Origin of the sequence: Streptomyces sp. NPDC000983, from assembly GCF_040299205.1 — a bacterium.
Taxonomy (GTDB): Bacteria; Actinomycetota; Actinomycetes; order Streptomycetales; family Streptomycetaceae; genus Streptomyces.
This window is the reverse complement of the sequence record NZ_JBEPBM010000010.1, coordinates 126,545-140,186: the sequence shown is the minus strand read 5'-3', so window position 1 is coordinate 140,186 and position 13,642 is coordinate 126,545. Positions and strand designations below refer to the sequence as shown.

General features: G+C 73.9%; 13 protein-coding genes. 7 read left to right on the top strand and 6 right to left on the bottom strand.

The genetic code is table 11. The features are described from left to right. The first annotated feature begins 266 nt into the window (after positions 1 to 266). The 7 genes from ABT296_RS14225 (at position 267) to ABT296_RS14195 (ending at position 8,276) form a co-directional block, all read left to right on the top strand. Positions 267 to 1,292, top strand: coding sequence for an ADP-ribosylglycohydrolase family protein (locus tag ABT296_RS14225; protein ID WP_351926834.1), 1,026 nt, complete (start codon positions 267 to 269; stop codon positions 1,290 to 1,292). Between the two features lie 374 nt (positions 1,293 to 1,666). Then, positions 1,667 to 2,821: an ADP-ribosylglycohydrolase family protein gene (locus ABT296_RS14220; RefSeq protein ID WP_351926832.1), complete on the top strand. Its 1,155-nt coding sequence runs from the start codon at positions 1,667 to 1,669 to the stop codon at positions 2,819 to 2,821. Between the two features lie 8 nt (positions 2,822 to 2,829). Beyond that, positions 2,830 to 4,008: an ADP-ribosylglycohydrolase family protein gene (locus tag ABT296_RS14215; protein WP_351926830.1), complete on the top strand. Its 1,179-nt coding sequence runs from the start codon at positions 2,830 to 2,832 to the stop codon at positions 4,006 to 4,008. Then, positions 3,996 to 5,390, top strand: a complete 1,395-nt coding sequence (locus tag ABT296_RS14210; protein WP_351926828.1) for an ADP-ribosylglycohydrolase family protein — start codon at positions 3,996 to 3,998, stop codon at positions 5,388 to 5,390. Before ABT296_RS14215 ends, ABT296_RS14210 begins: the two co-directional genes overlap by 13 nt. Continuing rightward, entirely contained in the window at positions 5,387 to 6,280 is an 894-nt protein-coding gene (rbsK, locus tag ABT296_RS14205) for a ribokinase (protein WP_351926826.1), read from the top strand. The genes ABT296_RS14210 and rbsK overlap by 4 nt, the downstream gene beginning before the upstream one ends. Beyond that, the gene (locus tag ABT296_RS14200) at positions 6,277 to 7,467 is read left to right on the top strand and encodes a CaiB/BaiF CoA transferase family protein (protein WP_351926824.1); all 1,191 of its coding nucleotides are present in this window, start codon (positions 6,277 to 6,279) and stop codon (positions 7,465 to 7,467) included. The genes rbsK and ABT296_RS14200 overlap by 4 nt, the downstream gene beginning before the upstream one ends. Beyond that, a complete protein-coding gene (locus ABT296_RS14195) occupies positions 7,464 to 8,276 on the top strand; it encodes an HpcH/HpaI aldolase/citrate lyase family protein (RefSeq protein ID WP_351926822.1) in 813 nt (270 codons plus the stop codon). Before ABT296_RS14200 ends, ABT296_RS14195 begins: the two co-directional genes overlap by 4 nt. 72 nt (positions 8,277 to 8,348) lie before the next feature. On the opposite strand, the gene lgt is transcribed toward ABT296_RS14195, so the two are convergent. The 6 genes from lgt to trpC all read right to left on the bottom strand — a co-directional run bounded on the left by lgt (position 8,349) and on the right by trpC (position 13,525). Next, positions 8,349 to 9,356 (bottom strand): prolipoprotein diacylglyceryl transferase, encoded by a 1,008-nt coding sequence (lgt, locus tag ABT296_RS14190; RefSeq protein ID WP_351926820.1) that lies wholly within the window; start codon positions 9,354 to 9,356, stop codon positions 8,349 to 8,351. Positions 9,357 to 9,438: 82 nt separating this feature from the next. Then, the gene (locus ABT296_RS14185) at positions 9,439 to 10,215 is read right to left on the bottom strand and encodes a DsbA family protein (protein ID WP_351926818.1); all 777 of its coding nucleotides are present in this window, start codon (positions 10,213 to 10,215) and stop codon (positions 9,439 to 9,441) included. Between the two features lie 107 nt (positions 10,216 to 10,322). After that, entirely contained in the window at positions 10,323 to 11,141 is an 819-nt protein-coding gene (trpA, locus tag ABT296_RS14180) for a tryptophan synthase subunit alpha (protein WP_351926816.1), read from the bottom strand. After that, the gene (trpB, locus tag ABT296_RS14175) at positions 11,138 to 12,421 is read right to left on the bottom strand and encodes a tryptophan synthase subunit beta (protein WP_351926815.1); all 1,284 of its coding nucleotides are present in this window, start codon (positions 12,419 to 12,421) and stop codon (positions 11,138 to 11,140) included. Before trpB ends, trpA begins: the two co-directional genes overlap by 4 nt. A gap of 105 nt (positions 12,422 to 12,526) precedes the next feature. Beyond that, a complete protein-coding gene (gene trpM / locus ABT296_RS14170; RefSeq protein ID WP_351926813.1) occupies positions 12,527 to 12,694 on the bottom strand; it encodes a tryptophan biosynthesis modulator TrpM in 168 nt (55 codons plus the stop codon). A gap of 21 nt (positions 12,695 to 12,715) precedes the next feature. Continuing rightward, positions 12,716 to 13,525: an indole-3-glycerol phosphate synthase TrpC gene (gene trpC, locus ABT296_RS14165; RefSeq protein ID WP_351926811.1), complete on the bottom strand. Its 810-nt coding sequence runs from the start codon at positions 13,523 to 13,525 to the stop codon at positions 12,716 to 12,718. Positions 13,526 to 13,642: the final 117 nt, after the last annotated feature.

Below are 13,642 nucleotides of genomic sequence, written 5' to 3'. Positions count from 1 at the left end.
GGGTCCCCCTAGAACTAAGGAAAGGCTAACTTTGGACAAGTTCCACTCTTTGACAACGATCAATCTACGCCTCGCATTCCTCCATCGCCAGGAAGGAAAGGCTGGGCTAACCTGCGGCTTTCCGTCCGAGCGCTCATTCGATATGGAGGCTGCACAGATGTCGACCGGGTGACGCTGGGACCCGGGAGGCTCTCCCGCGCCCCTCCCGTGGCACACATGCGGCAAAGGGCTCCGCGCCCCGCGAGCCCCCGGAGGAGAGGCCGCGTATGGCATCGACCGCCTGCATTCCCTCGGTCCCGGCGCCGGGGGACGCCGCCGAACTCCGCGACCGGGCGCGCGGCGCGCTCCTCGGTCTGGCGGTGGGGGACGCGCTCGGCGCCCCGGCCGAGAACATGAAGCCGTCGGAGATCAGGGCCCGCTGGGGCCGCATCACTGGGTACGTGGTGGACCGCCCGGCCGGCACCGACGACACGGAGTACGCGATCTTCTCCGGGCTGCTGCTCGCCCGGCACGGCGCCGCGCTCACCCCGGCCCATGTGGAGGCGGCCTGGCACGAGTGGATCGCCGACCGGGACGAGGGGCCCTTCCGCGGCGCCGGCTTCAGCGAGCGCGGCACCCTGGAGAACCTGCGGCGGGGCCTCGCGGCCCCCATCTCCGCCCAGCACCGGCACGCCTGGAGCGACGGCCTCGCGATGCGGGCGGCGCCCTTCGGGGTGTTCGCCGCGGGCCGCCCGGCCGAGGCGGCCCGCCTGGTCGCGATCGACGGCTCGGTGAGCCACGACGGCGAGGGCATCTACGGCGGCCAGGCGGTGGCGGCGGGCGTCGCGGCGGCGATGGCGGGCGCCCCCACCATCGCGGTGGTGGCCTCGGCGCTCGCGGTGGTCCCCGACGACTCCTGGACGGCCCGCTCCCTGCGCCGGGCGGTGGCGGTGGCCCACCGCGGCGAACGCGCGGTCCGCTCCGCGGTGGTCATCGGCGGCTACCCCTGGACCGACCTGGCCCCCGAGGCGGTCGCCCTGGCCTTCGGCGCGTACGCGGCGGCCGACGGCGACTTCGTCCAGTCGGTGCTGACGGCCGTCAACATGGGCCGGGACGCGGACACCACGGCGGCCGTCGCGGGCGCCCTCGCCGGCGCGACCCAGGGCGCCCCCGCCATCCCCGCCGACTGGGCGGCGGCCATCGGCCCGGCCCGGGGCACCTGCCTCCCGGCGATGCGGGGCCACCACGTCCTGGACGTAGCGGACCTCCTCACCCCGGGCGACCGCACACCGGCACCGGAGACCGCCTCATGACCCCAGAACCGTTGAACTCATCCCCCGTCCTGACCGACGACCCCACCCCCCACCCAGCCTCCCCCCTCCTCGAAGACGGGACGACACTCCTCCCCACCTCCCCCCTCCTCGAAGCCGAGGCGCCCCACCTCCCGACCTCCCCGCCCCTCGAAGACGGGACGACACACTTCCCAGCCGCCCAACTCCTCGAAGCCGAGACCCCTCACCTCCCGACACCCGACAACACACTCGCCCCCGTCTCCGCCCCTCCGGCACCCGACAACGAGACCGCACCCCCTCCAGCCCGTCCGGCGCTTGAGGACGAGGCCCTTCGGGCCGACGGGGGTCCGGGGGGCGGAGCCCCCTGGGCGGGGCCGAAGGGGCGGCAGCCCCTGATGTCGGGAAGGGAAGGGGCGGCGGGGGCGAACAAAAGGACCCCCCGCCACATCGAGGGCCTCCTCCTCGGCCTCGCCGCGGGCGACGCGGCCGGCTGGCCCGCCGCCCGCCACAGAGCCGCCCGCATGCCGGAATGGACCCGCCGCCTCACCCGCGAACTCGACACCTTCGCCGAACAGAACGCCACCACCACCCTCCCCGTCCCCATCGCCCTCAACCAGCCCCCCGAACCCCTCCTCCTCGGCCCCTCCGACGACGCCGAGTGGGCGGCCTTCGCCGCCGAGGCAGTACTCCGCGCCGGCGACGACACCGTCCTCGGCGACCTGAGCCGCCACCGCCGCATGCGCGCGGCGATCGACCTCACCTGGAACGCCATGGCCGGCGAGGTCGCGGCCGCGGCGGACCGCGCCCCAGAGATCGAGTCCGCCGTACTCCCCCTGCGCGCCCGCATCTCCGTCCGCGCGGGTCTCGGCAACCTGGCGACCGGCCTGCGCCCGCCCGCCACCGGCCACGACAACCCGCACTACTTCGACGACGCCGCCTGCGTCCGCGCCTGCGTCCTCGCCGTCGCCCACCCCGGCGACCCCCGACTCGCCGCGGAACTCGCCGAGTTCGACGCCCGCTACACCCAGGACGGCGACGGCGTGCACGGCGCGAGGGCGATGGCCGCGGCGATCGCCCTCGCCCTGACCGGCGCCACCCCCGAGACCTGCGTCGCCGCCGCCCTCGCCGAACTCCCGCCCGCGACCGAGATCGGCCGCAACGCCCGCCACGCCCTGGCCCTCGCCCACGACGCCGACAGCGCCTTCGCACTCGTCCCGCACCTGGAGCACCAGATCGTCGACCACGTCTACAGCTACGGCATCGCCGCCGCCGAGACCGTCCCCGTGGCCCTCGCCCTGACCATCGCCGCGCACGGCAGGATCGCCGAGGCCGTACCCGCCGCCGCCTGCCTCTCCCGGGTCGCCGACTCCGCACCCGCCCTGGCCGGCGCGCTCACCGGCGCCCTGGGCGGCGGCGCCGCGATCCCCGCGTCCTGGCGCGACGCCTGCCGCACCCTGTCCGGCTGCGCCCTCCCCCGCCTCACCGGCACCGACCTCGTGGAACTCGCCGAACTCCTCGAAGCCACACAACCGGCCGCGGCAGGAGGATGATGCGGCGCATGAAGAGCAAATCACCAGAAAACTGGACAGAGACGGGCCTGGACGACCGGATCACGGGGGCACTCGTCGGAGCCGCCGTCGGCGACGCCCTCGGCGGCCCGGTCGAGGGCTACTCCCCCGAGCAGATCGCCGAACGGCACGGCGGCCGGGTGCACGGCATCGTCGGCCCGTGGAACGGCGACACCTGGCGCACGGCCCGCCCCATCGCGCCGTACCACAAGGGCGACGGACACGTCACCGACGACACCTTGATGACGCACGCGCTGATCCGCGTCTACGCCACCGTCCGCGACCACCTCGACGCCTACGCCGTCGCCGACCACCTGGTCCCGGACCTGATGACCACGCCCCGCTGGATCCCGGAGCTGGAGGCGGAGGCGCTCCCCCTGCAACGGGTCTTCCTCGCCGAGAAGTGGCTGGTGGCCCGCATCCACTACGGCCACGTCGACCCCCGGGAGGCCGGCGCCGGGAACATCGTCAACTGCGGTGCCGCGATGTACATGGCGCCCGTGGGCCTGGTCAACGCGGCCAACCCGGCCGCCGCCTACGCCGAGGCCCTCGACATCGCCGGCGCCCACCAGTCCTCGTACGGCCGCGAGGCGGCCGGTGTGTTCGCGGCGGCGGTCGCGGCGGCCTGCGCACCCGGCGCCACCCCGGACTCGGTGATCTCCGCCTGTCTGGCGCTGGCCAAGGACGGCACCCGCGAGGCGATCGAGAAGGTCTGCGAAGTCGCCGCCCGGCACAGCGAGTTCGAGTCGGCCCTGGTCCCGCTGCGCAAGGCGGTGGCCCCCTACGACACGGTGGGCCCCGACTACCGCTCCCCGTCGCTGGGCGCCCGCCGCCCCTCCCGGCTGCACGCGATCGAGGAACTCCCGGTCGCGCTGGGCATGTTGCTGCTGTCGGCGGGCGACTACCGCCGCACGGTGCTCGGTTCGGTCAACTACGGCCGGGACTGCGACTCCATCGCCACCATGTCCGGCGCCCTGTCCGGCGCCCTGGGCTCCCCGGTCCCCGAGGAGTGGTCGAAGCGGGTCGCCGACGCCAGCCGCCTGGACCTGTGGGAACCGGCCCGCACCCTGGCCGGGGTGACCCGCGAGGTCTTCGACCGGGACGTCCGCCGGCACCGCGCCCACGAAGCGGCGTTCGCCGCGCTCGGAGGCCCAGGATGCTCCGACTGACCTGGGTCCAGCCGGAGGACCTGATCGGCCACGAACTGCGCCAGGCCGCCCAGGACGGCCGCGAGCCGTCGAGGATCGCCGCACGCTGGAAGGCGGCCGGCGGACTCGACGCCCCCGAACGGGCCGGCGCCTCCGCCCAGCCGGCCTCCCGCTACCTCCGGCTCCTCGCCGAGGACCTGCTGGACGAACTGGCCGACCTGCACAGCACACTGGCGGACCGCGAACCGACGGACCTCGCCGCGATCAGGGCCCTGTGCCCGCACTGGCCGGCCCGCCCCGCCGCCGACGCCTCCCCGGGCGCCGCCACCCAGGGCCCCGCCTCCCCCGGCCCCGCCGCCCTGGAGGCCGCCTGGCTGGGCCGGGCCGTGGGCTGCCTGCTGGGCAAGCCGGTGGAGAAACTCCCCCTCGAAGCGATCCGCGCCCTGGCCGCCCCCACCGGCAACTGGCCCCCGACCGGGTACTTCACCGCCAAGGGCGTCCCCGCCGACCTGCTCGCCGCGCACCCCTGGAACCGCCGCTCGGCCGGCACCTCGCTCGCCGAGAACATCGACGGCATGCCCGAGGACGACGACCTCAACTACCCGCTCCTCAACCTGCTGCTGCGCCGGCGCCACGGCCGCGGCTTCACCACCGCGGACGTGGCCGGGCTGTGGCTCGCCGAACTCCCCGCCGGCCGCACCTTCACCGCGGAACGCATCGCCTACCGCAACCTCCTGTCCGGTCTGGAACCCCCGCGCACGGCCCACCACCGCAACCCGTTCCGCGAGTGGATCGGCGCCCTGATCCGCGCCGACCTGCACGGCTGGACCAACCCCGGCGACCCGGCGGCCGCCGCCGAGCAGGCCCACACCGACGCCGTCCTCTCCCACACCGCCAACGGCGTCTACGCGGCGATGTTCGTCGCCGCCGTCATCGCCCGGGCGGCCACCGGCACCCACGACGTCCACGCCTGCCTGCGCACCGGACTCGACGTCGTCCCGCCCAGCTCCCGGCTGGCCGCGGCCGTCCGGCACGCCGTAGGACTCGCCGCGGAACACACCGACTTCGACACGGTCGTCGACGCGCTGCACACCACCCACGCCGCGACCCACCACTGGGTGCACGCCGTCCCCAACACCGCCCTGATCGCCGCCGCCCTCACCCACGCCGACGGCGACTTCACCGCCTCCGTCTCCCGCGCCGTCTCCGGCGGCTGGGACACCGACTCCAACGGCGCCACGGCCGGCAGCGTCGCCGGACTCCTCGCCGGGCACCCCGACGCCCTCGGCGACCACTGGACGGCCCCGCTCAAGAACCGGCTGTCGACCTCGGTCGGCGACTTCGACGGCATCGGCTTCGACACCCTGGCCCAGCTCACCCACCGGGAGGCGCTCCGCCCATGACCCACATCGCCGTACTCGGCAGCACCAACATGGACCTCGTCGCCTTCGTGGAGAAGGCCCCCCAGCGCGGGGAGACGGTCACGGGCCGCGAGTTCCGTACGATCCCCGGCGGCAAGGGCGCCAACCAGGCCGTCGCCGCGGCCCGCGCGGGCGCCACCGTCTCCATGATCGGCGCGATCGGCAACGACTCCTTCGGCGCCCGGCTGCGCTCGACGCTGGAGCACTCCGGCGTGGAGACCGACCATCTGCGCACCACCGAGGGCTCCTCCGGCACCGCCCACATCGTCGTCGACGACCACGGCGGCAACGCGATCGTGGTGATCCCCGGCGCCAACGGCACCGTCGACCACCTCGTCCCCGGCGACGAGGGCCTGATCGCCTCCGCCGACGCCCTGCTGCTCCAGCTGGAGATCCCGCTCGCCGCCGTACTCGCCGGCGCCCAGGCGGCCCGCGCCCACGGCGTCCGCACCATCCTCACCCCGGCGCCCGCCCAGCCGCTGCCCCCCGAACTCCTCGCCGCTACCGACCTGTTGCTGCCCAACGAGCACGAGGCCGCCGCCCTCACCGGCCGCACCGACCCGCGCTCGGCCGCCCTCGCCCTGCTGGAGCGGGTCCCGCAGGTCGTCGTCACCCTCGGCGCCGAGGGCAGCCTGTACGCGACCCGCGAGGCCGAACCGGTCATCGTGCCCGCGCCCCGGGTCACCGCCACGGACACCACCGGCGCCGGTGACACCTTCGCCGGCACGCTCGCGGTGGCGATCACCGAGGGCCGTCCGATGCCGGACGCACTGGCCTGGGCGGCGGCCGCCGCCTCCCTGTCGGTGGAGCGCGCCGGGGCGTCGGAGTCGATGCCCTACCGCCCCGAGATCGAGGCGCGGTACACGTCATGAACCAGACCCCCCTGAGCGGGCTCCGCGTCCTGGACATGGCGACCCTGTTCGCCGGACCGCTCGCCGCGACGGCGCTCGGCGACTTCGGCGCCGAGGTCATCAAGATCGAGCACCCGGCGAAGCCCGACCCGTCCCGCGGCCACGGCCCGGCGAAGGACGGCGTCGGCCTGTGGTGGAAGCACCTGGGCCGCAACAAGCGGACCATCACCCTGAACCTGTCCACCCCGGGCGGCCGCGCCACCCTGCTCCGGCTGGCCGCCACCGCCGACGTGATTATCGAGAACTTCCGCCCCGGCACCCTGGAGAAGTGGGACCTGGGCTGGCCCGAGCTGTCCGCCGTCAACCCCCGGCTGGTCCTCACCCGGGTCACCGGCTTCGGCCAGTTCGGCCCCTACTCCCACCGCCCCGGCTTCGGCACCCTCGCCGAGGCGATGAGCGGATTCGCCGCGCTGACCGGCGAACCGGACGCACCCCCGACCCTCCCGCCGTTCGGCCTCGCCGACTCGATCGCGGGCCTGGCCACGGCGTACGCCGTCCTCACCGCGCTCGCCGCGCGCGAGCGCACCGGCGAGGGCCAGGTAGTGGACCTCTCCCTCATCGAGCCGATGCTCTCGGTGCTCGGCCCGCAGCCCACCTGGTACGACCAGCTCGGCTACGTCCAGCAGCGCACCGGCAACCGCTCCGCCAACAACGCCCCGCGCAACATCTACCGCACGGCGGACGGCGGTTGGGTCGCCGTCTCCACCTCGGCGCAGTCGGTGGCGGAGCGGGTCATGCGGCTGGTCGGCCGGCCGGAGCTGATCGACGAGCCGTGGTTCGCCACCGGCGCCGACCGGGCGCGGCACGGCGACGTCCTCGACGAGGCCGTCGGCGGCTGGATCGCCGAGCGGGGCCGCGAGGAGGTGATCGCGGCCTTCGAGAAGGCGGAGGCGGCCGTCGCCCCGGTGCAGGACGTCCGCGAGGTGATGACGGACCCGCAGTACCAGGCGCTCGGCACCATCACCACGGTCGACGACCCGGACCTCGGCCCGCTGCGCATGCAGAACGTCCTGTTCCGGCTGTCCGCGACACCCGGCGCGATCCGCTGGACGGGCCGCGCGCACGGCGCCGACACCGACGAGGTCCTCACCGAACTGGGCCTGACCCCCGCGGAGCTGACCGCACTGCGCTCGGAGGGTGCCGTATGACCACCCCGCTGACCTGGCTGTACGCCCCCGGCGACCGCCCCGAGATCATGGCGAAGGCGCTGCTGGCCGGCGCCGACGTGGTGGTGGTCGACCTGGAGGACGCGGTGGCGCCCGACCGCAAGGAGTACGCGCGGGCGGCGACCGCCGAGTTCCTCTCCGAGCCCCGGCCGGTCCCGGTCCACGTCCGGGTCAACGACCTGGACGGCCCGCTGGCCCCGGCCGATCTGCGGGCGCTGGCCGGACTCCCCGGGGTCGGCGCCCTGCGGCTGTCCAAGGTCTGCACCCCCGACCAGGTGCGGCGGGTCGCGCGGGCCACCGACCTCCCCCTGTACGCCCTGCTGGAGACGGCGCTCGCGATCGAGAACGCCTACGCCGTGGCCCGGGCCCACCCCGCCCTGACCGGTATCGCCCTCGGCGAGGCGGACCTGCGGGCCGACCTGGGCGTGCGGGACGACACGGGGCTGGACTGGCCCCGCTCCCGGGTGGTCGTCGCGGCCCGCGCGGCCGGTCTGGCACCCCCGGCCCAGTCGGTGCACGCGGACGTCCGGGACCTGGCGGGCCTGGCGGCGAGCTGCGCCCACGGCCGCGCCCTGGGCTTCCTCGGCCGGGCCGCCATCCACCCGCGCCAGCTCCCGGTGATCGAGCGGGCCTACCTCCCCACCGGGGAGGAGCTGGAACGCGCGGAGTCGATCGTCAAGGCGGCCGCAGCGTACGGGGGTGCGCAGGCGCTGGCGGACGGCACCTTCGTGGACGCGGCGGTGGTGGTGGCGGCGCAGCGCACGCTGTCCCTCGCCGCCCGCCGCGGCTGACGGAGGCCGGGAGCAGGGGACGACGAAGGGCGCCCGGGAATCCCCGGGCGCCCTGACCGTCGTACGGGAACGTCAGCCCTTCTTGGCCGACCCCGCCCCGTCGGTCGCCTCGTCCTTCACGCCGGAGGACTCCTCCTGCGGATCGTCGGCGCCCGCGGGCTCCACGTCGCTCTCGTCGTCGGCCTTGCCGATCACAGACTTGTCGGTCGCGGCCTTCTCAGCGTCCTCGCCGTCCTCGCCGTCCTCGCCTGCGGCCAAGTCGACGGCTCCCGGCTCCACCACCGCTTCGCGGCCCGGCCGCTTCTTCGCGGAGATCACGATGTACAGCACCGCCAGCAGGAACACCACCAGGGCGGTCCAGTTGTTCAGCCGCAGACCCAGGATGTGGTGGGCCTCGTCGACACGCATGTACTCGATCCAGAACCGGCCCGCGCAGTACGAGGCCACGTACAGCGCGAACGCCCGCCCGTGGCCGAGCTTGAAGCGGCGGTCCGCCCAGATGACGAGCAGCGCGACACCGACGCACCACAGCGACTCGTACAGGAACGTCGGGTGGTAGGTGCCCGGCTCCCGCCCGTCGGAGGAGGAGGTGATCTCCACCGCCCACGGCAGATCGGTGGCCTTGCCGTACAGCTCCTGGTTGAACCAGTTGCCCCAGCGGCCGAGGGCCTGGGCGAGGGCGATGCCCGGGGCGACGGCGTCGGCGTACGCGGGCAGCGGGATGCCCCGGCGCCGGCAGCCGATCCAGGCGCCCACCGCGCCGAGCGCGATGGCGCCCCAGATGCCGAGGCCGCCCTCCCAGATCTTGAAGGCGTCCACCCAGTCACGGCCCTCGCTGAAGTACAGCTCGTAGTCCGTGATCACGTGGTAGAGGCGTCCGCCGATCAGGCCGAACGGGACGGCCCACACCGCGATGTCGGCCACCGTGCCGGCCCGGCCGCCGCGGGCGATCCACCGCTTGTTGCCGAGCCAGACGGCGACGAAGACGCCGATGATGATGCAGAACGCGTAGCCTCGCAGCGGAATGGGGCCGAGGTGGATCACGCCGCGCGACGGGCTGGGGATGAAGGCAAGTTCCATGGCAGGGTCGACGCTACCCTGCCGGGCGGCGCGCGCGTCGGGCGGCCCGGCTACGGCTCCATAACGGGCGCGCCCGCGCACCTCACCCCTGGGCCGCCTCCTGCACCCGCTGTTTCAGCTTCTGCGGCGTCATCGACTGGTCCTGGTAGATGTTCTTGCCGTCGAGCAGGACGGTCGGCGTGCCGGTGAAGCCACCGCTGCGGAAGGCGTCGTTCGACTTCTCCACCCAGCTGTTGTGGGTGCCCTCCTCCACACAGGTGCGGAACGCGGGGGTGTCGAGCCCCTCGACCTTGGCGGCGAGTTCGAAGAGCTTGTCGTTGTCCGCGAAGGCGTCGTCGGTCTCGGGGGGCTGGTTCTGGTAGAGCACGTCGTGGTACTCGACGAACTTCCCGGCGTCCTGGGCACAGGCCGCCGCGTTGGCCGCGTTGCGGGAGCCGGAGCCGCCCAGGTTGCCGTCGATGATCGTCGCGAGGCGGTACTCCACTCTGAGCTGGCCGGCGTCGGTCAGCTCGTGGATCGTCGAGCGGTAGGTGTCCTCGAAGGACTTGCAGGCCGGGCAGCGGAAGTCCTCCCAGACCACGAGGGTCGAGGCGGCGTCCTCCTCGCCGGCCGGGATCGTCAGGCTGTCCTCGCCCTGCGCGCCCGAGGGCGCCACGACCGGTCCGGCGGATTCGCTGCCGTCGTCCTTGCCGACGTTGGCGGCGATCACTCCGATGACCGCCGCGAGCCCCAGCACGCAGACGACGCTCGCGCCGACGATCAGCGTGCGGCGGCGCTTCTCCGCGGCCTTCTGCTTCTCTCGCTCTGCCGCCATCCGGTCCCGGGCGGTGCGCTTTCCCTCACGGTTCTTCTCGCTCACACCCCGGAAACGAACCGGGGAGGCGCCCAGCGCCTCCCCGGTCCCAGGTCCACCCGTTCGAGTGATCGAGGTGAAATGTCCCGTTCGACAACAGGATGTTCCGCGCGCTACACCCGGCCGCGCACGCCCTTCGCCAGGTCCCCGGCGAGTTCCCGGACGGCCTCGACGCCGGCCGCGTCGTCCGGCGCGTCCAGCATCCGCTTCACGAAGGCCGAGCCGACGATGACGCCGTCGGCGAACCCGGCGACCTCGGCCGCCTGCACGGCGTTGGACACCCCGAGACCGACGCAGACGGGCAGGGCGCTGCCGGTGGCCCGGGTGCGCTCGACCAGGGCCTGCGCCTGCGTGCCGACCGACTCGCGCGTCCCGGTCACGCCCATCAGGGAGGCCGCGTAGACGAAGCCGCTGCCCGCCGCGGTGATCCGGGCGAGCCGCTCGTCCTTGCTGCTGGGCGCCACCACGAAGACGGTCGCGAGACCGTGCTTCTCGGCGTGCTCCCGCCACAGTTCGGACTCCTGGACCGGCAGGTCGGGCAGGATGCACCCGGCGCCGCCCGCCTCGGCCAGCTCGGCGGTGAACCGCTCGACGCCGTAGCGGTCGATGGGGTTCCAGTAGGTCATGACGAGCACCGGCTTCCCGGTGGCCCCGAAGGTCTCGCGGACCGTGCGCATCACGTCCGCGATCCGCACTCCGCCGCGCAGGGCGATGTCGTCGGCGGTCTGGATGACCGGGCCGTCGAGCACGGGGTCGCTGTGCGGCAGACCGACCTCGACGACGTCGGCGCCGCCGTCGAAGGCGGCCTTGATCGCCTCGATGCCGCCGTCCACGGTCGGGAACCCGGCCGGGAGGTAGGCGATGAGCGCGGCGCGGCCCTCCGCCCTGGCGGCGGCGAGGGTGTCGGACAGCAGCTGGATGTTCCCGCTCACTTGGCGTCCCCCGCGATCTCGGCGGTGTCGGCGGCGTTCGCCGCGACCTCGGCGTCGGTGTCGTACAGCCCGAAGTAGCGGGCGGCGGTGTCCATGTCCTTGTCGCCGCGGCCGGAGAGGTTGACCACGATCAGCCCGTCCCGGCCCAGCTCGCGGCCGATCTCCAGGGCGCCGGCGAGTGCGTGCGCGCTCTCGATCGCCGGGATGATGCCCTCGGTGCGCGACAGCAGGCGCAGGGCCTGCATCGCCGCGTCGTCGGTGACCGCGCGGTACTCGGCGCGGCCGCTGTCCTTGAGGTAGGAGTGCTCGGGCCCGATGCCGGGGTAGTCCAGACCGGCCGAGATCGAGTACGGCTCGGTGATCTGGCCCTCGTCGTCCTGGAGGACGTAGGAGCGGGAGCCGTGCAGGATGCCGGGCTCGCCCGCGGTCAGGGTGGCCGCGTGCTCGCCGGTCTCGACGCCGTGGCCGGCGGGCTCGCAGCCGATGAGGCGGACGTCGGCGTCGGGGATGAAGGCGTGGAAGAGGCCGATGGCGTTGGAGCCGCCGCCGACGCAGGCGACGGCCGCGTCGGGCAGTCGTCCGGCCCGCTCCAGGAGCTGGCGGCGGGCCTCCACGCCGATGACCCGGTGGAAGTCGCGGACCATGGCCGGGAAGGGGTGCGGGCCGGCGACCGTGCCGAAGAGGTAGTGGGTGCGGTCGACGTTGGCGACCCAGTCGCGGAAGGCCTCGTTGATGGCGTCCTTCAGCGTGCGGCTGCCGGACTTCACGGCGATGACCTCGGCGCCGAGCATGCGCATCCGGGCCACGTTGAGGGCCTGGCGCCGGGTGTCGATCTCGCCCATGTAGATGGTGCAGTCGAGGCCGAACAGGGCGCAGGCGGTGGCCGTCGCGACGCCGTGCTGGCCGGCGCCGGTCTCGGCGATGACGCGGGTCTTGCCCATGCGCTTGGTGAGCAGGGCCTGGCCGAGCACGTTGTTGATCTTGTGCGAGCCGGTGTGGTTCAGGTCCTCGCGCTTGAGGAAGATCCGGGCGCCGCCGGCCTGCGCGGCGAACCGCGGGACCTCGGTCAGCGACGAGGGGCGGCCGGTGTAGTTGACGAGGAGTTCGTCGAGCTCGCGGGCGAACTCGGGGTCGTGCTTGGCCTTGTCGTACTCGACGGCGACCTCGTCCACGGCGGCGACGAGGGCCTCCGGGATGAACTTGCCGCCGAATGCGCCGAAGTAGCCTTCGGTGCTGGGTACTTGGCCCTCGGGGTCGGGGATGAAGAACTCGCTGGGCATGCGGAAACCTCACGGTGAGTTTGGGAAGTACCTAATCGCCGTGGGGGCGGGGTTCGTCTCTTGGCTGCGGGCCCGATGTGGCTTGTCGCGCAGTTCCCCGCGCCCCTAAGGGGCGCGCTGCCATCGGCGGCCGTTCACCTGACCCGGTTCGTCGCCGATGACGTACCGCACGCGACGGCCGTGGACCCGGCGGGCGGGTGCGCGGCAGCCACGGGGGCGGCAGCCGCGCGCGAGGCGGGCGTACCGGTCCGTGGTCGTCGTCGTGAGAGTCATCGGGGTCAGCCTAACGGGTGATCAGCCGCGGCCGTGCCGGAGAGCCGGGTGTTCGCCTGCCGCCACGAGGTCGGCCACCGCCGACTTCGGGTCGCGGCCGGTGACCAGGGACTCGCCGACCAGGACCGCGTCGGCGCCGGCGTTGGCGTAGGCGATGAGGTCGTGCGGTCCGCGGACGCCGGACTCGGCGATCTTGACGACGTCGGCCGGGATCTCGGGCGCGACGCGCTCGAACGTGCCGCGGTCGACCTCCAGCGTCTTGAGGTTGCGCGCGTTGACGCCGATGATCCGGGCGCCGGCGTCCACCGCGCGCTCGACCTCGTCCTCGTCGTGCACCTCCACCAGCGGGGTCAGGCCGATGGAGACCGCGCGCTCGATCAGCGACTCCAGGGCCGGCTGGTCGAGGGCGGCGACGATCAGCAGCGCGAGGTCGGCGCCGTAGGCCCGGGCCTCCCAGAGCTGGTACGAGGTGACGATGAAGTCCTTGCGCAGCACGGGGATGTCCACCCGGGCGCGGACCGCCTCCAGGTCGGCGAGGGAGCCGCCGAAGCGCCGCTGCTCGGTCAGTACGGAGATGACGGCCGCGCCGCCCGCCTCGTAGTCGGCGGCGAGTCCGGCCGGGTCGGCGATCGCGGCCAGCGCGCCCTTGGAGGGGCTGGAGCGCTTGACCTCGCAGATCACCTTGACGCCGTCGCCCTTGAGGGCCGCGACGCCGTCCTTGGCGGCGGGAGCCTTGGCCGCGCGCTCCTTGAGTTCGTCGAGGCTGACGCGCGCCTGCCGCTCCGCGAGGTCGGCACGGACTCCGTCGATGATCTCGTCGAGCACACTCACGCGAGCGGCCCCCTTCCCGATGCGATGACGAAAACGGGTGGTCACTGCGATGGTATCCGCAGGAGGGCGTAGCCCTCGCATCCGGTTGACGGCGGTCCCACTACCTGGACGTTCACC